This window comes from Streptococcus sp. HMSC072C09, from assembly GCF_001813105.1.
Lineage (GTDB): Bacteria > Bacillota > Bacilli > Lactobacillales > Streptococcaceae > Streptococcus.
The window spans coordinates 72265-94129 of the sequence record NZ_KV811500.1; the positions used below are offsets into that span (position 1 = coordinate 72265).

Here is a 21865-nt window from a genome sequence, read left to right on the forward strand (position 1 = left end):
AGAGGCTAGGACTTTTGTCCCAGCCTCTTTTTTGACCATTCGCGACGATTTTTTGACCGATTCTGACAGAGAGCCACAAAGCCTGTCCCTTTGAAGTATACTGTACACAAGATCAATAAGAAAAGAGGGATCGTATGTTTCAGGTAGCATCTATTACAAAATCATTTAAGGAGAAAGCTGTATTAAAGGGAGTGTCTTTTTCGATAGAAGAAGGAGACAAAATTGCCTTGCTGGGAAATAATGGAGCAGGAAAAAGCACCCTGTTCAACATTATCGCTGGGCAGCTCCAGGCTGATTCGGGGACGATAAAGACTTCGCTTGATTTTCAAAGAGAAATTGGGATGATGCCTCAGGGGGATCTGCTCATCGAGGATCTAACCGTCGCTGAATTCGTCGAATTAAAAAGCCGGATGAATCAGCTGAAGCAGGCTGATATCAATGGACTCTTAGAGATGGTCGAATTGAGAGAATCAAGAGAGCAGATGGTGGGCAGTCTTTCCGGTGGTCAAAAGAGACGCTTGTCCTTGTTGTTAACCATTTTGAATCATCCAAAGTTGATTTTTTTAGATGAGCCGACGACTGGCATGGACTTGGAAGCAGTGGATAACTTTTGGAAATTACTGGAGCAGCAAGAGTTTACATCTGTTGTGGTGACCCATGATTTTAACCAAATTGATGCCTTTTTTACAAAAGTCTTGATTTTAAAAGAGGGTCGAATTGCTGCCGCAAAAGCTGTTGAGGACATTCACCAGGCTGGTCAAACCATTGAGCAGTATTTCCGGGAAGAGATGAATAAAGGAGGGGAACAAGCATGAAAAAGATTCAATTAAAACAAGTTTTACGAAATAAGCGCTTTGTATTATTCACCATTATTTTACCCATAGGCTGGTATATCTTCTTTTATCAGCTTCAAAAAGGAGTTTCGCCAAGTATTTTATTAGGCATTGCCGTCTTTATCGGCGTCATTGGCAATAGCCTTGCAACTTTTAGTAAGCGTATCGCCTCAGATATCGGGTTTTATTCTTTTGAATCCCGCTTTACAAGCTATAGTGTCAAGAACTATTTATGGGATCAAAGCATCGTACAACTGATTCTGAACAGCTTGATCTTTTTAGCGGTGCTAGTAGTTGCTGTCCTAGGTTTTCACTTTCCAGTGACGACTAGCCTGTTGGTACAATTTTTCCTCTTATCCTTGATGGGGATCTACTTTAGTGTGATTGGCTTTGTACTTGGGGTGAGGGTAGATGCCAAGACGATTGATACCATTGGCTTTCCAGTTATTATTTTAGCAGCCATGACCATTATTCCCTTTGATACGCTTGGCGCAAGTGGAGGATTTATGGACTTAGTTGGCAAGCTACAACGGGCTTTCCCAGGCTATTATTATACAAAGCTAATCCAAGATTTGACTGAGAAACAAACGATTGATGTCACCCAATTAGCGCTCTTTGTTGCCGTATTTGGATTGAATTTGCTATTTTTCTATCTGCTCGTACCCAAAGGGGAAATGGGGAACTAAGAGCAGTTAAAAAAGCCTTGAGAACAACTCAAGGCTTTTTCTTTGCTATAAAATGGTTCTTCTGTACTCTTCCTTCAAGTGCTTGGAAAGATCTTGCTATTCTAAAGTTCTAATGGAGGGCTTTTTTATTACATGCTAATAGAAAAAATCAATGCCGTAGTTTTCTTTTAGATAGGTCGCTAACTCGGCTTTTTCTTCCTCTCTAAATCGACAGAGGCTAAGGGCGAGACGCAATTTCAAGGTGCTTGTATTGATGATGATGTTTGACTTAGAAATATCTTCTAGCTGGGTGACTTCTCTGAGGTTAAAATCTAAATAGCAAGCTTTGCTGTTGACATGATCAGGGTCGCTGACGTCCACTTCAACATACGATGCTCGCAACAATTCTTCTTTGGGAATGAAGATTTCTTTTGAGAAGAAGAGTCCGGGATAGACCTCAATACCTTCAAAGGTGAATTCAAAGGAGACTCTGTGGCTAGTCAGTCTTTTGATGCCTGCAATTGTTGCGTAGATAGCAGCGAAAAAGAGGACGGTTGGAATCACAGTGAGAAGATTTAGTTGAGAAAAGTCGATCAATCCATGTAAGAGAAGAAAGAAAATTTGAATGAATATAGCCGATGCAAAGAGTAGATAGCCACCACCAACAAATTTTGAATAATAGATTTTCATTTTTGACTCCTTACATTTTAAATGCTACGAAAACTCGGAATTTCAAGTACCCTTATCATAGCGGATTCGGTGAAGAGCTGTCAAATGTTTGGTAGGGTTCTTGTGATTAGATCATTTCAAGTTATGGTATACTAGATGGAAAGTGTGGCTAGGAGTGAAATGAAAAGCTGCTGTAGAAATCATAACCGGGTCAATGCTGGTAAGAAAGGAAGACAAATGATAACACCCCTGATATTTATTATTTCTCTCGTCTTACTTTTACATCGTTTTAAAAGCAAACGTTCACGAAGAATCATTGGCTTCTTATATGCTTCATTTGCAGTCTGGTTTGTTTATTCGATCCTTGCTTATGGAAGCTATACCCTCCAGCCTGGTCAAAGTGTTCAATTGAGAGTTTATCCCAATACGGATCAGCTAGAGTATAGTTCGGAATTGATTTTAGAAAAGAAGGATGATCAAAAAATTAAATTATCTGGAATGACTGTTTGGTATGAACAATTTGGTGATGTGTTATTTGAAGTAGATGGACAAAAAGTCGTGAAGATCGGTGATACTGAAAATGGTTCTATGGAGATTCCTAACACTCAACAGGCTATTCAATTGGTAGAAGATGGGATTGTCGTCAACTACCTAGGTGAAAAAGTTTTTGATGTCACGAATAATAAGAAATTTACCATCACCATCACCAATGTAGACGATAAACCAGTCCACTTTAAAGCACAAGTGGTGGATCGGTGAACTGTGAATTGGACCTCCATCTACTCCAGCCGCTTCAGTCCAAAGAATTGGGACGATGTGACCGTCAAGTATATTTGGAGAGAGGATTTTGGAAAGTGATGTCGGAGCTATTTGTCCGGCATCTTTTTATGAATAATCGTTATTGTTACTTTTGTGCGTGTGATATGATATAATAAAAGCACAGAAGTAACAAAAATAGGAATGCTGAAATGATTCAAAAACAAATACAGGAAATGCTAGATCATCAGTCTATTATTAGAACATCTGATGTAGTTAAAAAAGGGATCCCAAAGCCTTACCTAAATCGAATGGTGGAAAATGGTCAACTCATAAAGGTTGCCAGAGGGATTTATATCACCGATTGGTCTCAGTATGATGAGTATGCCATTTTCCAACTCCAACATCAAAAAGTGATTTATTCTTATCTATCAGCATTGTATCTCCATGGGCTGATAGATGTTATCCCTAAATACAAAGAAGTGACGGTCTATACAGGTTATAATCCTCATCGATTTCCTAAGGAGGTAAAAAGGCATTTCATCCAGAAAGAATTGTATGAAGTCGGTGTGACAAAGCTACAAACGTCCTTCGGAAATGAAGTAAGGGTATATGATTTGGAGAGATCGATATGCGATCTCATTCGCGAGCGACAAAAGATAGATGTGGAAATATTTTCGACTTCTTTAAAGAGATATATTCAATCTTCAAAAAAAGATCTACGAAAACTCTACAAATATGCGCGAGAGTTTCATGTGCTCGAAAACGTCCAATCATTGATGGAGGTCTTATATGAATAAAGATAGATTGATTGCTCTGTGCCATAAAATTTCAAACGAAAAACAGGTAGATTTCAATGTTGTGCTAACTTATTATTTTCTAGAAACGATACTTGCAAAGATAGCATCTAGTCCGTATAGTCATAACTTTGTATTCAAGGGAGGATTTCTTTTATCCAATATTATTGGTGTTGAAAGTCGAACAACTTCTGATATGGATTTTATTTTAGAACAATTTAAGATGGACAAATCTCTACTAGAAAGTACTTTAAAGGAAATCCTAACTGATGATTTGGTTCATTATGAAATTACTAAGATAAGTGAAATTAAAGATGAAGATCCTTATGGTGGTTATCGAATCCATATTTTATGTCGGCTTGATAATATACGTCAGACAATTCCTTTAGATATTGCGACTGGTGATCCTATTACTCCCAAATCCGTTTCCTATCGTTATCATAGTCTCTTTCAAGAGATTGACTATGAGATCGTGGCCTATAATTTGGAGACAATATTGGCTGAAAAATTGGAAACGATTTATCGAAGATCTTTCTTTAACACTCGAAGCAAGGATTTTTATGATGTGTATGTAATTTATAGTATGGAAAAAAGCCGATTGGATAGTAAAAAGCTTCGATCAGCTTGCGAGGCAACATTCTCCTATCGTCAGACAACGTTAGATGTAGTAGATTTTCAAAATATGATTGATGAGATGAAGGATGATATAACATTGGCGCGTCATTGGGAAAATTATCAGTCTCATTACCCTTATGCAACTTCTATTTCTTTCAGGGATGTTTTGGAAGTTGTTCAGCAGCTATTGTTAGAATTATGATACATAATATAGACTTTCATTAACAAACTACCTCCGAGGTGGTTTTGAGATTATAACGATGTGTTAGGTAAAAGCGAGCTTTGTCATGAAGCTCGCTTATTTGTATTCATAAAAAAGTGAGCTAAGTACTCTTAAGAAAAGTAAAAAAGCCTTGGTTTTCAAGGCTTTTTGTGCATAAAAAAATGCCCCCTACAGGGCTCGAACCTGTGACCCATAGATTAAGAGTCTACTGCTCTACCAACTGAGCTAAGGAGGCAAATATAAAAAGCTGTATTGGTGCCGAAACTTCACGATTTGTATTGAACCCGCGCAATTAAGCAGGTGGGCAACTCGCTCTGACTTAGCTGCTTCCGCGTGAAACGGCCTGCATACTGCCAGAAGTCTTTTGTTTCCCTAATAATACAAAAAATAGTCGGTCAACACTTAAGTGTGAGTTCGTACACCACAGCGTTTCTATATGTATATGATACCACATTTTGGAAATATTTCAAGAAAAAATCTCATTTTTTTGAAACCGATGTCACTTTTTCTTAAATTGATCAATCTTCTCCTTGGTGGCTCCGAGAGCACGCTCGTACTTGCCATTTTCATTGGGAATAAAGTAGGAAGCGTGTTTGAGCTTTTCTGGCAGGTAGTCTTGCTTGACCCAGTTGCCAGGGTAGTTGTGGGGATATTTATAGTTTTGCGCATTTCCCAGTTCCTTGCTTCCGGAATAATGACCATCGCGGAGGTGGCGAGGAATGGGAAGGTTGCCAGAACTTCTAAGATCAGCTAGCGCCTTGTCCATGGCAACGTAGGCTGAGTTGGACTTAGGCGAAAGGGCTAGATCGATGACGATGTTGGCGATGAGAATGCGGGCCTCAGGAAAGCCGATGCGCTCCGCTGCCTGAAGGGCTGTTACGGTATGGATCTGCGCATCTGGATTGGCCAGGCCGATATCCTCATAGGCGATGACGGTCAAGCGACGAGCTAGGCTGGGTAGATCTCCAGCTTCGATCAAACGAGCGGCGTAGTGAAGACTGGCATCGACATCCGAACCACGGATAGACTTTTGCAGGGCAGAGAGCACATCGTAGTGGCCGTCTCCATCTTTATCCATGGTGATGTAACTGCGCTGGAGGCTGTTTTCCATGATCTCTAGCGTAATATGGCGAATCCCTTCTGCATTTTCAGAAGTTGATAGCACAGCTAGATCGAGAGAATTAAAGGCAGAGCGAAGATCTCCATTGGTTGAGGTAGCGATGAAATCCAAAGCGTCCTCATCAAGCACGACTGGAAAGTCAAAGCCACGCTCGGGATCATCCAGCGCCGTTTTTAGAGCTTGCTTGACCTCCTCCGTCGTCAACGGTTCCAGCTCAAAGATTTGTACGCGGCTACGAATAGCGGGTGTGACAGAGAAAAAGGGATTTTCAGTCGTTGCACCGATCATGATGACCAGACCACTTTCGAGCAAAGGCAGGAGAAAATCTTGCTTGGTTTTATCGAGGCGATGGATTTCGTCCAAAAGAAGGACCAAGCCACCAGAAAATTTGGCTTCCTCTGCGATTTCTTGTAGGCGTTTTTTACTGTCAACCGTTGCATTAAAAGTCCGAAAGGCATACTTAGTCGTTCCTGCGATCGCAGAAGCAATACTGGTCTTTCCGATCCCCGGAGGTCCATAGAGAATCATAGAGGACAGACGATTGGCCTCGACCATGCGACGAATGATTTTGCCTTCTCCGACCAGGTGCTGTTGACCGATGACTTGATCGATCGTTCGTGGTCGCATACGGAGTGCGAGATTGTCGGGCATTTCCTTCTCCTTTCTAGCTTTGTCTCCTTTCAAAGAGGCGGTTTTTATGGTAAGATTGTAGTAACTATTGTATCATATTCCGCTCTAAGAGTGGGAAATTAGAAAGAGGACGCTATGTCTAAATACGGATTTTTGGATGTTTTAGAAGAGGAGATGGACAAGGTTTTTCCTTTTGATTTTGAGATCAATTGGGATAAGAAAAACCATGCGGTAGAAGTGGCTTTTCTCTTGGAAGCACAGAATACGGGAGGGGTTGCACTGGTTGATGAAGCTGGCGAAGAATCTGATGAGGATATATTCTTTGAAGAAGCTGTTATCTTCTACAATCCAGCCAAGTCTCATGTGGAAGAAGATGCCTATTTAACAGCGATTCCTTATGAGCCTAAAAAAGGCTTGTCTCGTGAGTTTCTAGCCTATTTTGCGACTTTCCTTCGAGATACAGCCGAGCTGGCCTTGGATGAGCTCATGGATTTCTTATCAGACGAAGAAGCAGAGAGCTTTGAGATCGTCTGGAACCAAGAAGTTTTTGAAGAAGGCAAAGTTGGCCTAGAAGAAAGCACCTTTTATCCTTATCCGAGATATTAGAAAAGATTCTAAGTGTTTTTTTGAATACTGGATTCAAGGAGAAGGGGAAAACTATGCTAGAAAAAGTCAAACAGTTTTTCAGGAGAAGGTCAGATAAATCTGAGCAATCAGTTTGCCTTCTGCCCCGCAATCGCTTTGCGAATTTAGATTTTGAGCGAGTATTGAAGTCAGGAACTCGTTGTTGTGTTGATGAAGATGGGCACTATGTTGAGGATGGTAAAATCACATTATTTGAATTTTCTATAGACTTTGCAGAATTTGAGTTCATAGGTGATTTCAAAATTGAGGAGGAAGATCAGTTTAAGCAACTATTAGCTCGTTTGAATAGTTTTGACAATGCCATTCAGTCCCATTTGGAAAGCGAGTTGCAACAACCTATCCCTCAGTTTGCTAAGAATCTCGGCTATACTCAGAAGAGGTGGGAGAAAACCTTTTACTTCCACCCTTGGATATTAAGTTTTGATGAAAATCCTCCTAATCTTCGCTATGTTGCCGATTATGTAAATGATGAGTTTACGGTTTATTTTGCTAAAAAACATGGTAGATGGCGGGCTTATTGGGATTCAGAGTGCCAAAAGGAAATCGAAGAAAGCTAGCTCGTATTTTCATAGAGCGCAGTTGTTATGGTAAAAAGAGTCATCATGGAATTATTGGATAGCAGAATAGATTTTACGGGTTGTAAGATTGCCTTGATTTGTGATGGGCAAATTTTGACCATCTTGCGTGATGATAAAGAGACTATTCCCTGGCCTAATCTGTGGGAGTTACCGGGCGGTGGCCGTGAAGAGGATGAGACCCCCTTTGAGTGCGTAGCGCGTGAAGTCTATGAAGAATTAAATATCCAACTGTCGAAAGATGACGTAATCTGGTCTCGGGTCTACCCCAGTATGCTAGATGAGAACAAGAAATCTGTCTTTTTAGTTGGGAAGTTGACGCAGGAACAGTTCGAAAGTATCATCTTTGGAGACGAGGGCCAGGGCTATAAGTTAGTGAGCTTTGAAGAGTTTTTAACTTCGGATCGGGTAGTTCCCCAATTGCAAGAACGAGTGAGAGATTATGTGGAGAAAAGTTTATGATAACACTTGAGAAAGCAGGAGCAGAGGATTTAGAAACCATTATTGCCATTCAAAGAGCCAGTTTTAAGGCAGTCTATGAGAAATACCAAGACGAATACGATCCTTATCTGGAGGACCGTGAACGAATTAAGTGGAAACTAGTCGAGCGTCCCAATAGCTATTACTACTTTGTAAAAAAAGATGAAGAAAACATCGGATTTTTACGAGTTCAGACCAATGAAGAGTTAACGAAAGCTTGGTTGGGGACCGCAGCGATTTTGCCCCAGTATCAAGGAAAAGGGTATGGTTCTGAAGGATTGCGCTTGCTAGAAGAGGAATTTTCCACCGTTTCACAATGGGATTTGTGTACGGTATTACAGGATGCAGGCATGGTTGCTTTTTACGAGAAAAACGGCTATCGTCAAACCCATATCGAGCCTGAAAAAGAAGGCATGGATATGGTCTACATGAAAAAATTGATAGAGAAATAGAAAGGATGGTTCGGTTAAATTTCTAAACTGAACCCGCCCTAAACACTGTGCCCAAAAGATAAACTTCTCTTAGACACAAGCGTCTTCAGAGAATTTCCTATTTTGGCTTTGTGTTTTACGGGCTTGGTATCTTAATGATGGAAACATGGCAAGAGTTAAAAGTTACAGTGAAGCGTGAAGGCGAGGAGCTAGTCTCCAACCTCTTGATTGAGCTAGGAGCGCAGGGTGTTGCGATTGAAGACAGCATGGACTATGTGGGGAATGTGGATCGTTTTGGTGAAATTTTCCCAGAGGTTGAGCAACAGGAAGATATCGTGGTGACGGCCTACTACCCGGAAACGGTTGATGTAGCAACGGTTGAAGCGGATTTGCAGGCTCGTCTGGCAGAATTGACCGACTTTATGGATCTAGGAGAGGTCAAGATGGGCACGACTGCCTTGGCTGAGGAAGATTGGGCGGACAACTGGAAGAAATACTATGAACCAGCTCGCATCACTCATGACTTGACCATCGTGCCGTCATGGACAGACTATGAGGCAACGGCGGGAGAAAAGATTATCAAGCTGGATCCTGGTATGGCCTTTGGAACAGGAACCCATCCGACAACCAAGATGAGCCTCTTTGCCTTAGAGCAGGTTCTCCGTGGTGGCGAAACGGTGCTAGATGTAGGGACAGGTTCAGGTGTCCTTTCCATTGCTAGCTCCCTTCTCGGTGCTAAGGAAATCTTTGCCTATGACTTGGATGACGTAGCGGTTCGCGTCGCTCAGGAAAATATTGAGCTCAACCCGGACATGGAAAACATCCATGTAGCTCCAGGCGATTTGCTGAAAGGCGTGGAGATTGAGGCAGATGTTATCGTGGCCAACATCTTGGCGGATATCCTAATTCATTTGACAGACGATGCTTATCGTTTGGTCAAGGATGAAGGTTACCTGATCATGAGTGGCATTATCAAGGACAAGTGGGACATGGTGCGTGAGTCGGCTGAGTCAGCTGGATTTTTCCTTGAAACCCACATGATCCAAGGGGAATGGAATGCCTGCGTCTTCAAGAAGACCAAGGATGTCTCCGGTGTGATTGGAGGCTAGCATGCAGCAGTATTTTGTAAAAGGTTTGGCTAGCTCACCTATCACTATCGAGGACAAGGAAACCAGCAAGCACATGTTTCAGGTCATGCGCGTGAAAGAAGAGGATGAAGTGACCTTGGTCTTTGATGATGGGATTAAGCGATTGGCGCGCGTGGTCAATGTGGAAAGCCGTCAGTTAGAGTTAGTTGAGGAATTGGATGACAATGTGGAACTGCCAGTCCAAGTGACCATCGCATCAGGCTTTCCTAAGGGAGACAAGCTGGAGTTTATCACTCAGAAAGTAACAGAACTCGGTGCTAGCCATATCTGGGCCTTCCCCGCAGACTGGTCAGTCGCTAAGTGGGATGGCAAAAAATTAGGCAAGAAGGTCGAAAAGTTAGAAAAAATCGCCCTTGGAGCAGCCGAGCAAAGCAAGCGGAATCTGGTACCAAGCATCAGTCTCTTTGAGAAAAAGGCAGACTTTCTGGCTCAGTTCGACCAGTTTGACCAGATTGTGGTGGCCTATGAAGAGTCTGCTAAAGAAGGAGAGGCAGCCACTCTGATTCAGTCGCTGACCGGATTAGAAGCTGGAAGCAAATTGCTCTTTATCTTTGGGCCAGAGGGAGGCCTCTCCCCTGCAGAAATTGAAAGCTTTACAGCTAAAGGAGCAGTGTTAGCAGGACTTGGACCTCGCATCCTGCGAGCAGAAACAGCCCCACTCTACGCTCTTAGCGCAGTGAGTGTTGTTACAGAATTAATGAACTAACGAAGTGAAGGAATCGCTTCGTTAATTTTTTTACAAAAGACTTTTACGAATGATGAAAAGCAAGGTGGATCCCAGAATGATCTTCGAGAAGTATCCGTATATTAAAGTAGCTTCATTGGTTCCCATCTGCTTCTAAAAGTGTTAAAATAGTATCCAAGAAACTGGAGAAAATACATGCCGAAAGAAGAGAATTTAACAGGGGACCAAGTCGTTGCCCTTACAAAAAAATATTTATCACCTGAAGATGTTGCTTTTGTGCAAAAGGCTTTGGTCTATGCGGTTGATTGCCATAATGGGCAATTCCGTCAGTCTGGCGAGCCTTATATCATCCACCCAATTCAAGTAGCAGGAATCCTTGCCAAGCTGAAACTGGATGCTGTGACGGTCGCCTGTGGCTTTTTGCATGATGTCGTGGAAGATACGGATGCGACTTTAGATGATTTAGAGCGCGAATTTGGTCATGATGTGCGCGTGATTGTCGATGGGGTGACCAAGCTCGGGAAGGTCAAGTACAAGTCCCATGAAGAGCAGTTGGCGGAAAACCATCGCAAGATGCTCATGGCCATGTCTCAAGATATTCGTGTCATTTTGGTCAAATTAGCAGACCGTTTGCATAATATGCGTACCCTCAAGCATTTGCGCAAAGATAAGCAAGAACGCATTTCGCGTGAGACCATGGAGATCTATGCACCACTGGCCCATCGTCTCGGGATTTCCAGCGTTAAGTGGGAACTTGAGGATCTATCCTTCCGTTATCTCAATGAAGTCGAATTCTACAAGATTTCTCATATGATGAAGGAAAAACGTCGCGAGCGAGAAGAGTTGGTCGAAGAGGTTGTCCACAAGATTGAGACCTATGCTGGGGAACGCCATCTGCATGGGAAAATTTATGGTCGACCAAAGCATATCTATTCGATCTATCGCAAAATGCAGGATAAAAAGAAACGATTTGATGAAATCTATGACTTGATCGCCATTCGCTGTATCCTGGATACTCCAAGTGATGTTTATGCCATGCTAGGCTACATTCATGAGCTCTGGAAGCCAATGCCGGGGCGTTTTAAGGACTATATTGCCAACCGGAAGGCCAATGGTTATCAGTCCATCCATACGACTGTATATGGCCCTAAAGGGCCGATTGAATTCCAGATCCGAACCAAGGAAATGCACGAGGTTGCCGAATACGGGGTTGCGGCTCACTGGGCCTATAAAAAAGGGATCAAGGGTCAGGTCAACAGCAAGGAATCGGCTATTGGGATGAACTGGATCAAGGAGATGATGGAACTCCAAGACCAGTCAGGCGATGCCAAAGAATTTGTTGAAAATGTAAAAGAAGACATCCTGGCAGAAGAGATTTACGTCTTCACACCAGATGGAACCGTACGCTCGCTTCCGAAAGATTCCGGACCGATCGATTTTGCCTATGAAATCCACACCAAGGTTGGGGAAAAAGCGATTGGTGCCAAGGTCAACGGCCGGATGGTGCCCCTCAATACCAAACTTCGGACGGGAGATCAGGTGGAGATTATCACCAATGCCAACTCCTTTGGTCCGAGCCGTGACTGGCTGACCCTTGTTAAAACTAGCAAGGCGCGCAACAAGATCCGTCAGTTCTTTAAAAATCAAGACAAGGAATTGTCGATTAACCGTGGTCGGGACCTCTTGATGGCCCAATTCCACGAGCATGACTTGGTAGCCAATAAGTTCATGGACAAAAAACACATGGACAAAGTGCTACAAAAATCAAGTTACAAGACAGAAGAAGCCTTGTTTGCAGCGATTGGTTTTGGAGAGATCGGAGCTATTACCATCTTTAACCGCTTGACGGAGGATGAACGCCGGGAAGAAGAACGGGCTAAAGCACGCGCAGAAGCAGAAGAGCTAGTCAAAGGTGGCGAGGTCAAGGTTGAGAATAAAAAAGACACCTTGAAGGTCCGTCACGAAGGTGGCGTGGTCATCCAAGGCGCTTCTGGGCTCTTGATTCGGATTGCTAAGTGTTGTAATCCAGTTCCAGGTGATGAAATCGTCGGCTATATCACCAAAGGACGTGGTGTTGCGATTCACCGTCAGGACTGTATGAACCTACGTGCCCAAGACAACTACGAGCAACGTTTGATTGATGTGGAATGGGAAGATAACAACACGACCAAGGACTACATCGCTCACATCGATATTTACGGACTCAACCGTGCCGGACTTCTGAACGATGTACTACAAGTCCTCTCCAATACAGCTAAGATGGTCTCAACCGTCAATGCCCAACCAACCAAAGACATGAAATTTGCCAATATCCACATTTCCTTTGGAATTCCAAACCTGTCTATGTTGACAACAGTTGTGGATAAGATTAAGAGTGTACCGGAGGTGTACTCTGTTAAGCGTACCAACGGCTAATCGGCTGCTCAGTTATCTTTTATTGCTTCGTTAGCTCGCCTCGCCGTACTTAAGTACTGTCTTCGTCTCGCTGCCTTGTCTGATGTCGATTTTCTTTGAAGAAGCTAGGATATGTTCAGAACTCTTTTATTGCTTGGTTAGCTCGTCGTCTGTGGTTGACGTTCTTTCAAGGGTAGCAGTGAATGCTCAATAGATTTATAAAATAGGATAATAAAATGAAATTAGTAATTCAACGGGTCAAGAGTGCCTCGGTTTCCATTGATGGTCAAGTCTACAATGCGATCCAGCAAGGCTTGCTGCTCCTAGTAGGTGTCGGTCCAGATGACGATCAGAAAGATTTAGATTATGCGGTCCGCAAGGTATTGCAGATGCGTATTTTCTCAGATGAGGAAGATAAGATGAATCTTTCGGTCAAAGATATTCAAGGAGAAATCTTGTCGATCTCTCAATTTACCCTCTTTGCGGAGACAAAAAAAGGCAACCGTCCTGCTTTTATAGGGGCTGCCAAGCCAGATATGGCCAGTCAGTTATATGATGCCTTTAATGATCAATTAGAAAAAGAAGTCCCTGTCAAACGAGGGATCTTTGGAGCCGATATGGCGATTGAATTGATCAATGATGGTCCAGTGACGATTTTGCTAGATACAAAAAATCCATAAATAAGAAAACATGCAGTCGGATTAGACTGCATGTTTTTCGATATAGAGTTGTTGGGCGATCACTTGGTTGATAGAAATTTCTTGTCCATGGATAACGAAGTGATAGAGCCCTGTGTAGTCATCGTACCGTTGAAACGCGATGGTATCGCCGATTTGGAGATGAATCTGGTCTAAGAATTTTAACAATTCATAGGTGTCATAGACCCTTTGCAGAATATACAGACCAGGCTCAGTTGTTTCGCTGAGACGGTCTTGGTAGGCTTCTACAAGCCTTTCGCCTTTCTTTGGAATTGTCCCACCGTGAGGGCAAGTTTTAGGGTTTCCAAGCATGTGATCCAGCCGGTCGATGAAATGTTCAGAAACAGTATGCTCGAGAACTTCTGCCTCTTCATGGACTTCTTCAGTTGTGTAGCCAAGTTTTTCCAGCAGAAATACTTCGATCAAGCGGTGCTTGCGGTAGAGATCAGAGACCAATTGCGAGCCCAGATCTGTTAGTAGATAGCCATGGGTTTTATCTTTCACTAGGAGACCCTCATAGACCATCCGCTTAATCATCTCGGTCACAGCGGGTGGAGAGACCTGCATGCGACTCGAGATTTCCTTGTTGCTAATTTTTTCTACTTCTGTGCCAATTTCATAAATGCACTTGAGGTAATCTTCTTTGTTTGGTGTCATGCTTTCCTCTTTTCTTCGCTCACTTCTAGTATATCAAAAATATCCTCAAAAACGCTAGTGGAGTAATGAGAATTGTCTCAAGCTCCAAAAGATGGTAGTATAGTAGCATAGAAAGGACGGCACTATGAACAGACGGGAATTAGTGAGATTAGGCTGGAGAGAGAGTAGTTTAGCCTATCTAGAGAAGCACTTGCAGGGATTGAAAGATCCACAAGCCTACCAAGAACAATACCAGTCTGTCTTTTTCTTTGCCAGTCCTCTGTTTCAAAACATGTGGTTTCAAGAGATCAAAGATCTAACGGAAACGGCTGCCCAAGACTTGCTGAGGGGAGTCATGAAAATTCTTCTTATGCCAAGTGACCTGTCCGGAACTTGTGAAGAAACAGCCTTTCTTCTGAGTAGGATGTCTCCAGATTGTCCGCCAGGTTCCGACTTTTGGAAGGCTTTTTCACACGTCGTGCAAATCGCCTTTGAAAAGGATCCCTTAGCAGATCAGTCGGGAGATCAGCTCTTGAAACGCCAGGTTCACCAGTTACGCTACCTACTTTCAAGTTACCAAGCCCAATGGATTCGGACGCATAAGGCCAGAGCTGGACAGACTGACGAGGAGGCCTTACAAGCTTACATACAAAAGGCTAGAGCGGTCACGGTGGATGCTTATGCGGCTGCCCGCCTTCACAATAAGGTCTCCCTAGGGCCAGATGGTCACCTTCATTATCCATCAGGGGCCTCCCAACAAGTCAATTTCAAGGTCTTGTTAAATTTTCATACGGAGTATATTCTCGATCAAGCCGGGCGTTTTCTCAATGAAGTCGATCCAGTAGAAGTTTCTGAAAATGGCATTGTCAATGGGGCTAGTTTTAACTACGGGCTGGCTAGGGGACGGACCCATAAGGACTTAGATATTGACCCCGTCAAAGCTTGGGACCCAGCCTTTCGGAAGCAGGTCCTTTATCGTCAAGGTGTTCGCTATCTAGCCCCTAAAAATGATCGCAGTGTCGAAGGCTACTGGAGTCGAAAAGGGGTCTTTGCACAAGGAGGCAAGAGCTACAAGCAACAAGTGGCACAGCGCGTGCGGAGTTTCCTCAGAGGCATCCCTCGCTTACGCTGGCGCGTCCTCCTACAGAATGGACTTCATCGGATTTTATAGCAATGGAAAAGAGGTCGCAGACCTCTTTTTTCATTTATCCAAGCGCATTGACGGCTTCGATTGCAGCGTCGTAATTTGGTTCGCTGTTGATATTTTCTAGGTATTCAACGTAAGTAACCTTGTTATCCGCATCTAAGACCAAGACAGCACGCGCAAGTAGGTGCCATTCATTGATCAAGAGGCCGTATGCTTTCCCGAAGGAATGGTCGTAGTAGTCTGAGAGCATGATGGCATTGTCGAGCCCTTCAGCAGCGCACCATTTACCTTGAGCAAAAGGAAGGTCGACAGAGACCGTCAAGACGACAGTGTCTTCCATATCTGATAAGGTTTGATTGAAGTGACGTGTTTGAGTGGAACAGATACCAGTGTCAATAGATGGGATGATGCTGAGGACTTTTTTCTTGCCAGCGAAATCAGCTAAAGATTTCTTCTCAAGAGCTGGAGTGATCAATGAAAAATCATGGGCCATTTCCCCTACTTGAAGTTGAGATCCGGTAAAGGTCACAGGGTTTCCTAAAAATGTTGCCATAAAAAGACTCCTTTTTTGTTTTTATTGTACCGCAATACCGGTGGAGGGACCACTGATTTGTTTAGAAATCTGAATGGTCTACTGACTCAATCCTTCTGCGATCTTGTCTAAGTTCCACTTCATCATGCTGTAGTAGCTATCGCCCTTTTCTCCTTCTTTGGCAATCGAGTCAGTGAAGATCTTTGCATAGATCGGGATATTGGTATCCTTAGACACAGTTTTCATAGGACGCTCATCGACACTGGATTCGACAAAGAGGGCCGGTACTTTGGTTTGCCGGAGCTTTTCTACCAGCGTTTTGATTTGGTCAGGTGTCCCTTCTTCTTCCGTATTGATTTCCCAGATATAGGCAGATGGGACGCCGTAGGCTTTGGAGAAGTACTTGAAGCAGCCTTCACTGGTTACAATCATCTTCTTCTCTTCTGGGATATTGTTGAATTTTTGTTTGGCTTCTTGGTCGAGCTTACTAAGTTTTTCAGTATAGGCTGCTAGATTTTTTTCGTAGAAGTCCTTATTTTTGGGATCTTTTGCGATCAATTGTTTGGCAATGTTTTTAGCGTAGAGGATCCCGTTTTCGAGATTGAGCCAAGCGTGAGGGTCTTCTTTTCCAGCTTGGTTTTGGCCTTCCAAGTAGATGACGTCGACTCCGTCGCTAGCTGCGAAATAGTCTTTGTTTTCAACTTTATTGGCATTTTTGACCAATTTAGTAAACCAAGCATTGCCACCGGTTTCGAGGTTGATCCCGTTGTAGAAGATGAGGTCTGCTTGCGAAGTCTTTTTGACATCTTCTGGAAGCGGTTCGTACTCGTGAGGATCTTTGCCGACAGGAACGATACTGTGCAGATCGATCTTATCCTCAGCAATATTTTTAGTTATATCTGCAAGGATTGAATTGGTGGTGACCACTTTCAATTTACCAGAAGCTCCAGAAGAAGAGCCTTTGCTACAGGCCAACAGACCAAATAAGAGCGCCACAAAGAGGGCGAGGATAGAAGCGGTTTTTTTCATGTGTTTCTCCTTTAATGAGATGAAAGAGCGTGCTTATTCTTTCTCTGCTTAGGAGCGATAAAGAAGCTGATGAGAAAGAAGACAGCAGAAGTGAGGACAATACAAGACCCGACGGCGATGTTTAAGCTATAGCCAATAAAGAGTCCCAGGATGGATGCAAGAGCACCTAATCCGGATGAAAGGAGCATCATGGACCAGAGACTATTGGTATAGAGATAAGCTGTCGCAGCGGGTGTAATGAGCATGGCGACGATGAGAATGGTTCCGACACTCTGCATAGCAGTGACAGAAACCAAGGTCAAGAGCACCATAAGGAGGTAGTGATAGACCTTGACCCGGACGCCCATGGATTGAGCCAGAACAGGATCAAAAGATGTGAGCAGTAAGGGTCGAAAGAGTAGGACAATCACCAGCAAGACCGCAGCACCAACACCGATGGTTATCCACATATCCCGGTCTTGGACGGCCAAGATATTCCCAAAGAGGATGTGGAAAAGGTCGGTGGAACTTTTAGCGACTCCAATCAGGATGACTCCTAAGGCGAGGAAAGAAGAAAAGGTAATCCCAATTGCAGTGTCGCTCTTGATGATGGAGTTACTCTTGATATAGGTGATAAGGATGGAAGCTAGAAGCCCAAAGACAATGGCGCCAATAAAGAAATTGATGCCAAGGATAAAGGACAGGGCCACCCCTGGAAGGACTGCGTGCGAGATAGCATCTCCCATGAGAGACATGCCTCGCAAAATAATGAAGCATCCGACAGCTCCAGCGACAATACCAATGGCAATGGCTGTGATCAGGGCATTCTGTAAGAAGTGGAATTGCTGTAATCCATCGATAAATTCTGTAATCATCCGACTCCACCTCCTATAAAGAGTTCATGCCCATAGGCTGCATGCAGATTCTCCTTGGTAAAGGTTTCCTCTGTTTTTCCAAAAGCGATCAGCTTGCGGTGAAGGAGGAGGACCTGGTCGAAATAAGCTGGGACCTTGCTGAGATCGTGATGGACGATCAGAATGGTCTTGCCTTCTTGTTTCAAGGTCTGAAGGGTCTGCATGATAATGTCTTCGCTGACGGAGTCAATCCCTGCGAAGGGCTCATCCAAAAAGATGACCTCTGCTTCTTGGACCAAGCAGCGGGCGATTAGCACCCGTTGGAATTGCCCTCCCGAAAGCTGGCCGATCTGGCGATCTGCTAGATCAAGAAGATTGACAAGTTTCAAGGCATTTTCCACTTTTTGGAGATCTTCTTTACTTTTTCGCTTGAAGATAGAAAGATGGGGGTAGAGGCCCAGTGAGACACACTCCCGCACCGTGATGGGGAAGTGGAAATCAATAGCGGATTTCTGTTCGACGTAGGCCACTCGTTGAAGAGCTTGGCCGAGATCTTTTTGATCGAGCAGGACCTTTCCCGAATGAGGGAGAAGTCCTAGCATGGCCTTGATCAGGGTTGATTTTCCAGCTCCGTTGGGTCCAAGAATGCCTAGGATGGTTGGACCCTGGATGGTGAGGGAAAGATCCTCCAAGGCCAGTGTTTGCTGGTAAGCAACACTTAGATGTTCAATTTGAATCATGATTTTTCTCCTTTACTATTAATATACATAAATAAAAAAATTAAGTCAAGTTAATTTTTAAAATGATTTAGATTAACTTACTTGTAATCATTGAAAAAAGTTCCTATTTTTGATAAGGTTATTAGAAAAGAATGAAAGCGAGAAGATCATGGTACGTTTACAAGATGATTTTTATGATTACGTCAATGGGGAATGGGCTGAGACAGCTGTGATTCCTGATGACAAACCGTCAACTGGTGGTTTTATGGACTTGATCCAAGATATCGAAAACTTGATGTTGGATATCACTGGAAAATGGCAACGGGGAGATGAGCTGCCTGAAGACAGCATTCTGCAAAACTTTGTCAAATACCATAAAATGGTGGCAGATTTTGATGCGCGAGAAGCAGCTGGTGTGGCACCAGTCATGCCTTTGATCAATGAAATCAAGGCTCTGTCTTCTTTTGAAGACTATACCAGCAAGTTAGGCACCTATGAACTAGCTGGCAAACCGAATCTCATGCCATTTAGCGTGTCACCAGACTTTATGAATGCCCAAATGAATGTCTTGTGGTGAGAGTCTCTTGCTCTCATCTTGCCAGATACGACCTACTATGAAGAAGGTAACGAAAAAGGCCCAGAATTACTGGCTATCTGGCGCCAAATGATGGAAAAACTCTTACCTAAATTTGAATTCTCAGAGGAAGAAATCAAGGATATCCTGGATAAGGTCATTGCGGCGGATGCAGAATTGGCCAAATATGTTTTGTCAAATGAAGAAAGATCAGAGTACAACAAACTCTATCATCCTTATGAGTGGGCAGATTTCAAGGCCTTGGTCCCAGAATTGCCACTCGATGCCTTCTTTACTGAAGTGATCGGACAAACACCAGATAAAATCATCGTGCCAGAAGAGCGTTTCTGGAAGGAATTCGCACCAAAATACTACTCGGCAGCCAACTGGGAAACCATTCATGCCAAATTGAAACTTGGTGCAGCTTTAGATTGGACGTCTTTCTTGACGGAAGAAATCCGTGTCTTGTCTGGTGAATATGGACGGATCATCACGGGGATTCCAGAACCTCGTCCAAAAGAAAAAGCCGCTCTGGCCTTGGCAGAAGGACCTTATAGCCAAGCACTTGGACTCTGGTATGCGGGAGAAAAATTCTCACCAGAAGCAAAAGCAGACGTAGAGCATAAAGTAGCGACCATGATTGACGTCTATAAGGAGCGCTTAGAAAAAGCAGACTGGCTCGCTCCTGAAACTCGTGAAAAAGCCATTGTCAAACTCAATGTCATCACACCACATATCGGCTACCCTGAAAAATTACCAGAAACATACGCCAAAAAGATCATCGACGAAAGCAAGACCTTGGTTGAAAATGCTCAAGCCCTTTACGAAATTTCCATTGCCCATACTTGGAGCAAGTGGAACCAACCGGTTGATCGAAGCGAATGGCACATGCCAGCCCATCTGGTCAATGCCTACTATGATCCGCAACAGAACCAAATCGTCTTCCCAGCAGCGATTTTACAAGCACCTTTCTATGACCTTCACCAATCATCATCAGCCAACTACGGCGGAATCGGTGCAGTCATTGCCCATGAAATCTCCCACGCCTTTGACACCAATGGTGCTTCCTTTGATGAGCACGGTAGCTTGAAAGACTGGTGGAAGCCAGAAGATTACGAAGCCTTTACCGCTCGGACTCAAAAAGTCATCGATCAGTTTGAAGGACAAGACTCTTACGGTGCCAAGATCAACGGGAAATTGACCGTTTCTGAAAACGTAGCAGACCTCGGTGGTATCGCTGCAGCCCTTGAAGCCGCTAAGAAAGAGGAAGATTTCTCAGCAGAAGAATTCTTCACCAACTTTGCTCGCATCTGGCGCATGAAAGCTCGGACAGAGTACATGCAACTCCTCGCAAGTGTCGATGTCCATGCACCAGGAAAACTTCGCACCAATGTCCAATTACCAAACTTTGACGAATTCTTTGAAACCTTTGATGTCAAAGAAGGCGACGGCATGTGGCGCGCACCAGAAGATCGTGTGATCATTTGGTAAATCAAGATACTAAGCCCGTAAAAAAAGCGAGAAGAAAATAGGAGATTGACCATGTGGGCCATGCCCACCAGGCAATCTCTCTTTTTCTCGACGCTTTTAGGGCGAGTTCAATTTCGCGATACTAGTTTTGTTGATCAAAGGAAGTAGTCTCGACTTCAGTTAAGCCATTGATTGATTTTCTCAATGCTTGTAAAAAAATAAAAATCCCAAAAGCCAAGTTTCAATCTACTGAAACTAGCTTTGGGGATTTTTGATAATAAGATTCATCAAATGAAAATGAAACGCTTCCAATGACTGCGTGAACAGATAAATTTAATTGATTGGAGCCTTGTATAATTCTTTGAATTTCATAGAAATAAATGCTACTATGGGTGTGAACTAAATAAATTTTAAAGGAGCAGACTATGAGAAATTTTGCAAGTCCGTCACGTTACATTCAAGGGGAAAATGCCTTGTTTGAAAATGCGCAATCTATTTCAGAATTAGGGACTCACCCTGTTTTACTATGTGATTCAGTGGTTTATGATATCGTAGGGAAACGTTTTGAAGAATACCTTGGTCAAAATGGGCTTACGGTTTTGCCAGTCTTCTTTAATGGAGAAGCTTCTGATAACGAAATCAATCGTGTGGTTAGTTTGGCAGAAGAAAATGGCTGTGATTTGGTCATTGGACTTGGTGGAGGAAAGACCATTGATAGTGCTAAAGCTATTGCTGATCTTTTAAAATCACCAGTTGTGATTGCCCCTACCATTGCCTCTACAGATGCTCCTGTTTCCGCCTTATCTGTTATCTATACAGATGAGGGTGCCTTTGAGCGCTATATTTTCTACTCTAAAAACCCAGAATTAGTCTTGGTGGATAGTAAAGTGATCTCTCAAGCACCAAAACGCTTGCTCGCTTCTGGTATCGCAGATGGTCTAGCAACTTGGGTCGAAGCGCGTGCGGTGATGCAAGCGAATGGAAAAACCATGTTGGGTCAACGACAAACCTTAGCGGGTGTCGCCATTGCACAACGTTGTGAAGAAACCTTATTTGCAGACGGTCTTCAAGCCATGGCTGCTTGTGAAGCCAAAGTTGTAACCCCTGCTCTTGAAAACATTATTGAAGCTAATACCCTTCTCAGTGGTATTGGATTTGAAAGTGGGGGATTAGCTGCTGCCCATGCCATCCATAATGGCTTTACAGCCCTTACTGGGGACATCCACCATTTAACTCACGGTGAAAAAGTAGCCTACGGAACGCTCGTTCAATTGTTCTTGGAAAACCGTCCGAAGGAAGAATTGAATAAATACATTCGTTTCTATCAACAAATCGGTATGCCAACTACTCTGAAAGAAATGCATCTTGAAACTGCAAGTTATGAAGATCTTCTCAAGGTTGGCCAACAGGCCACCATCGAAGGAGAAACCATCCATCAAATGCCATTTGAAGTGAAGGCTTCTGATATTGCCCAAGCCATCGTAGCAGTAGATGCCTACGTTCAAGGTTTGGCCTAAGATGACTTTGTCGACAAACCAAGAACTCCCATACCTTATGGTAA

Annotated in this window: 22 protein-coding genes, 1 tRNA gene, 1 other RNA gene and 1 pseudogene; 16 read left to right on the forward strand and 9 right to left on the reverse strand. The window is 43.4% G+C overall.

The window, feature by feature from the left end:
* The first annotated feature begins 134 nt into the window (after window positions 1–134).
* Both HMPREF2893_RS04800 and HMPREF2893_RS04805 read left to right on the forward strand, forming a co-directional pair.
* The gene (locus HMPREF2893_RS04800; RefSeq protein WP_070674680.1) at window positions 135–815 is read left to right on the forward strand and encodes an ABC transporter ATP-binding protein; all 681 of its coding nucleotides are present in this window, start codon (window positions 135–137) and stop codon (window positions 813–815) included.
* The gene (locus HMPREF2893_RS04805; protein ID WP_049498090.1) at window positions 812–1519 is read left to right on the forward strand and encodes a hypothetical protein; all 708 of its coding nucleotides are present in this window, start codon (window positions 812–814) and stop codon (window positions 1517–1519) included. The genes HMPREF2893_RS04800 and HMPREF2893_RS04805 overlap by 4 nt, the downstream gene beginning before the upstream one ends.
* 135 nt (window positions 1520–1654) lie before the next feature.
* On the opposite strand, the gene HMPREF2893_RS04810 is transcribed toward HMPREF2893_RS04805, so the two are convergent.
* Window positions 1655–2188 (reverse strand): hypothetical protein, encoded by a 534-nt coding sequence (locus HMPREF2893_RS04810; RefSeq protein ID WP_070586327.1) that lies wholly within the window; start codon window positions 2186–2188, stop codon window positions 1655–1657.
* 216 nt (window positions 2189–2404) lie between these two features.
* Here HMPREF2893_RS04810 and HMPREF2893_RS04815 point away from each other — a divergent pair, with 216 nt between their 5' ends.
* From HMPREF2893_RS04815 to HMPREF2893_RS04825, 3 genes are all read left to right on the forward strand, one after another.
* Window positions 2405–2926 (forward strand): hypothetical protein, encoded by a 522-nt coding sequence (locus tag HMPREF2893_RS04815; protein WP_070586328.1) that lies wholly within the window; start codon window positions 2405–2407, stop codon window positions 2924–2926.
* A gap of 209 nt (window positions 2927–3135) precedes the next feature.
* Window positions 3136–3723 (forward strand): type IV toxin-antitoxin system AbiEi family antitoxin domain-containing protein, encoded by a 588-nt coding sequence (locus HMPREF2893_RS04820; RefSeq protein ID WP_003004721.1) that lies wholly within the window; start codon window positions 3136–3138, stop codon window positions 3721–3723.
* A complete protein-coding gene (locus HMPREF2893_RS04825; protein ID WP_003004480.1) occupies window positions 3716–4537 on the forward strand; it encodes a nucleotidyl transferase AbiEii/AbiGii toxin family protein in 822 nt (273 codons plus the stop codon). Before HMPREF2893_RS04820 ends, HMPREF2893_RS04825 begins: the two co-directional genes overlap by 8 nt.
* A gap of 183 nt (window positions 4538–4720) precedes the next feature.
* On the opposite strand, the gene HMPREF2893_RS04830 is transcribed toward HMPREF2893_RS04825, so the two are convergent.
* The 3 genes from HMPREF2893_RS04830 to HMPREF2893_RS04840 form a co-directional block, all read right to left on the reverse strand.
* Window positions 4721–4793: transfer RNA gene (locus HMPREF2893_RS04830), tRNA-Lys, on the reverse strand.
* A gap of 5 nt (window positions 4794–4798) precedes the next feature.
* Window positions 4799–4991, reverse strand: a non-coding RNA gene (gene ssrS / locus HMPREF2893_RS04835) — 6S RNA.
* Between the two features lie 66 nt (window positions 4992–5057).
* Complete coding sequence (locus tag HMPREF2893_RS04840) at window positions 5058–6329, reverse strand: replication-associated recombination protein A (RefSeq protein WP_049473120.1); 1272 nt, start codon at window positions 6327–6329, stop codon at window positions 5058–5060.
* A 114-nt stretch (window positions 6330–6443) separates the two neighbouring features.
* On the opposite strand from HMPREF2893_RS04840, the gene HMPREF2893_RS04845 reads away from it, so the two are divergent.
* The 8 genes from HMPREF2893_RS04845 to dtd all read left to right on the forward strand — a co-directional run bounded on the left by HMPREF2893_RS04845 (window position 6444) and on the right by dtd (window position 13346).
* A complete protein-coding gene (locus tag HMPREF2893_RS04845; protein ID WP_070674683.1) occupies window positions 6444–6914 on the forward strand; it encodes a DUF3013 family protein in 471 nt (156 codons plus the stop codon).
* Between the two features lie 53 nt (window positions 6915–6967).
* Window positions 6968–7510 (forward strand): hypothetical protein, encoded by a 543-nt coding sequence (locus HMPREF2893_RS04850; protein WP_070674686.1) that lies wholly within the window; start codon window positions 6968–6970, stop codon window positions 7508–7510.
* Window positions 7511–7555: 45 nt separating this feature from the next.
* Window positions 7556–7990: an NUDIX hydrolase gene (locus HMPREF2893_RS04855; RefSeq protein ID WP_070674689.1), complete on the forward strand. Its 435-nt coding sequence runs from the start codon at window positions 7556–7558 to the stop codon at window positions 7988–7990.
* On the forward strand, window positions 7987–8460 hold the full coding sequence (locus tag HMPREF2893_RS04860) for a GNAT family N-acetyltransferase (RefSeq protein ID WP_070674693.1): 474 nt from the start codon (window positions 7987–7989) through the stop codon (window positions 8458–8460). The genes HMPREF2893_RS04855 and HMPREF2893_RS04860 overlap by 4 nt, the downstream gene beginning before the upstream one ends.
* 137 nt (window positions 8461–8597) lie before the next feature.
* The gene (gene prmA, locus HMPREF2893_RS04865) at window positions 8598–9548 is read left to right on the forward strand and encodes a 50S ribosomal protein L11 methyltransferase (RefSeq protein WP_148131922.1); all 951 of its coding nucleotides are present in this window, start codon (window positions 8598–8600) and stop codon (window positions 9546–9548) included.
* Between the two features lies 1 nt (window position 9549).
* On the forward strand, window positions 9550–10293 hold the full coding sequence (locus HMPREF2893_RS04870; RefSeq protein ID WP_070674699.1) for a 16S rRNA (uracil(1498)-N(3))-methyltransferase: 744 nt from the start codon (window positions 9550–9552) through the stop codon (window positions 10291–10293).
* A gap of 174 nt (window positions 10294–10467) precedes the next feature.
* Complete coding sequence (locus HMPREF2893_RS04875) at window positions 10468–12687, forward strand: RelA/SpoT family protein (RefSeq protein ID WP_003013723.1); 2220 nt, start codon at window positions 10468–10470, stop codon at window positions 12685–12687.
* Window positions 12688–12902: 215 nt separating this feature from the next.
* Window positions 12903–13346, forward strand: coding sequence for a D-aminoacyl-tRNA deacylase (gene dtd, locus HMPREF2893_RS04880; RefSeq protein WP_049491048.1), 444 nt, complete (start codon window positions 12903–12905; stop codon window positions 13344–13346).
* Window positions 13347–13367: 21 nt separating this feature from the next.
* Here dtd and HMPREF2893_RS04885 read toward each other — a convergent pair whose 3' ends face one another.
* Entirely contained in the window at window positions 13368–14021 is a 654-nt protein-coding gene (locus HMPREF2893_RS04885) for a metal-dependent transcriptional regulator (protein ID WP_070674702.1), read from the reverse strand.
* 124 nt (window positions 14022–14145) lie between these two features.
* Here HMPREF2893_RS04885 and HMPREF2893_RS04890 point away from each other — a divergent pair, with 124 nt between their 5' ends.
* Window positions 14146–15171: a DUF3114 domain-containing protein gene (locus tag HMPREF2893_RS04890; protein ID WP_049491047.1), complete on the forward strand. Its 1026-nt coding sequence runs from the start codon at window positions 14146–14148 to the stop codon at window positions 15169–15171.
* 34 nt (window positions 15172–15205) lie between these two features.
* Here the strand turns inward: HMPREF2893_RS04890 and tpx are convergent, their stop codons facing one another.
* The 4 genes from tpx to HMPREF2893_RS04910 form a co-directional block, all read right to left on the reverse strand.
* Window positions 15206–15700, reverse strand: coding sequence for a thiol peroxidase (gene tpx / locus HMPREF2893_RS04895; RefSeq protein ID WP_049491046.1), 495 nt, complete (start codon window positions 15698–15700; stop codon window positions 15206–15208).
* Window positions 15701–15778: 78 nt separating this feature from the next.
* On the reverse strand, window positions 15779–16708 hold the full coding sequence (gene fimA / locus HMPREF2893_RS04900; protein WP_023919586.1) for a metal ABC transporter substrate-binding lipoprotein/fibrin-binding adhesin FimA: 930 nt from the start codon (window positions 16706–16708) through the stop codon (window positions 15779–15781).
* Between the two features lie 11 nt (window positions 16709–16719).
* Window positions 16720–17562, reverse strand: a complete 843-nt coding sequence (locus HMPREF2893_RS04905) for a metal ABC transporter permease (protein WP_049491045.1) — start codon at window positions 17560–17562, stop codon at window positions 16720–16722.
* A complete protein-coding gene (locus tag HMPREF2893_RS04910; protein ID WP_003009916.1) occupies window positions 17559–18281 on the reverse strand; it encodes a metal ABC transporter ATP-binding protein in 723 nt (240 codons plus the stop codon). The genes HMPREF2893_RS04905 and HMPREF2893_RS04910 overlap by 4 nt, the downstream gene beginning before the upstream one ends.
* Window positions 18282–18429: 148 nt before the next feature.
* On the opposite strand from HMPREF2893_RS04910, the pseudogene HMPREF2893_RS04915 reads away from it, so the two are divergent.
* Together HMPREF2893_RS04915 and HMPREF2893_RS04920 are read left to right on the forward strand one after the other, a co-directional pair.
* Window positions 18430–20325: pseudogene (locus HMPREF2893_RS04915) on the forward strand (M13 family metallopeptidase).
* Between the two features lie 404 nt (window positions 20326–20729).
* Window positions 20730–21821, forward strand: coding sequence for a glycerol dehydrogenase (locus HMPREF2893_RS04920; RefSeq protein ID WP_070674705.1), 1092 nt, complete (start codon window positions 20730–20732; stop codon window positions 21819–21821).
* Window positions 21822–21865: the final 44 nt, after the last annotated feature.

Coding starts and splice junctions, on each gene's coding strand:
- HMPREF2893_RS04825 (WP_003004480.1), top strand. CDS start 3,716: ATGAATAAAGATAGATTGATTGCTCTGTGCCATAAAATTTCAAACGAA.
- dtd (WP_049491048.1), top strand. CDS start 12,903: ATGAAATTAGTAATTCAACGGGTCAAGAGTGCCTCGGTTTCCATTGAT.
- HMPREF2893_RS04875 (WP_003013723.1), top strand. CDS start 10,468: ATGCCGAAAGAAGAGAATTTAACAGGGGACCAAGTCGTTGCCCTTACA.
- HMPREF2893_RS04840 (WP_049473120.1), bottom strand. CDS start 6,329: ATGCCCGACAATCTCGCACTCCGTATGCGACCACGAACGATCGATCAA.
- HMPREF2893_RS04860 (WP_070674693.1), top strand. CDS start 7,987: ATGATAACACTTGAGAAAGCAGGAGCAGAGGATTTAGAAACCATTATT.
- HMPREF2893_RS04815 (WP_070586328.1), top strand. CDS start 2,405: ATGATAACACCCCTGATATTTATTATTTCTCTCGTCTTACTTTTACAT.
- HMPREF2893_RS04910 (WP_003009916.1), bottom strand. CDS start 18,281: ATGATTCAAATTGAACATCTAAGTGTTGCTTACCAGCAAACACTGGCC.
- HMPREF2893_RS04905 (WP_049491045.1), bottom strand. CDS start 17,562: ATGATTACAGAATTTATCGATGGATTACAGCAATTCCACTTCTTACAG.
- fimA (WP_023919586.1), bottom strand. CDS start 16,708: ATGAAAAAAACCGCTTCTATCCTCGCCCTCTTTGTGGCGCTCTTATTT.
- HMPREF2893_RS04810 (WP_070586327.1), bottom strand. CDS start 2,188: ATGAAAATCTATTATTCAAAATTTGTTGGTGGTGGCTATCTACTCTTT.
- HMPREF2893_RS04885 (WP_070674702.1), bottom strand. CDS start 14,021: ATGACACCAAACAAAGAAGATTACCTCAAGTGCATTTATGAAATTGGC.
- prmA (WP_148131922.1), top strand. CDS start 8,598: ATGGAAACATGGCAAGAGTTAAAAGTTACAGTGAAGCGTGAAGGCGAG.
- HMPREF2893_RS04800 (WP_070674680.1), top strand. CDS start 135: ATGTTTCAGGTAGCATCTATTACAAAATCATTTAAGGAGAAAGCTGTA.
- HMPREF2893_RS04820 (WP_003004721.1), top strand. CDS start 3,136: ATGATTCAAAAACAAATACAGGAAATGCTAGATCATCAGTCTATTATT.
- HMPREF2893_RS04850 (WP_070674686.1), top strand. CDS start 6,968: ATGCTAGAAAAAGTCAAACAGTTTTTCAGGAGAAGGTCAGATAAATCT.
- HMPREF2893_RS04855 (WP_070674689.1), top strand. CDS start 7,556: ATGGAATTATTGGATAGCAGAATAGATTTTACGGGTTGTAAGATTGCC.
- HMPREF2893_RS04805 (WP_049498090.1), top strand. CDS start 812: ATGAAAAAGATTCAATTAAAACAAGTTTTACGAAATAAGCGCTTTGTA.
- HMPREF2893_RS04870 (WP_070674699.1), top strand. CDS start 9,550: ATGCAGCAGTATTTTGTAAAAGGTTTGGCTAGCTCACCTATCACTATC.
- HMPREF2893_RS04845 (WP_070674683.1), top strand. CDS start 6,444: ATGTCTAAATACGGATTTTTGGATGTTTTAGAAGAGGAGATGGACAAG.
- tpx (WP_049491046.1), bottom strand. CDS start 15,700: ATGGCAACATTTTTAGGAAACCCTGTGACCTTTACCGGATCTCAACTT.
- HMPREF2893_RS04920 (WP_070674705.1), top strand. CDS start 20,730: ATGAGAAATTTTGCAAGTCCGTCACGTTACATTCAAGGGGAAAATGCC.
- HMPREF2893_RS04890 (WP_049491047.1), top strand. CDS start 14,146: ATGAACAGACGGGAATTAGTGAGATTAGGCTGGAGAGAGAGTAGTTTA.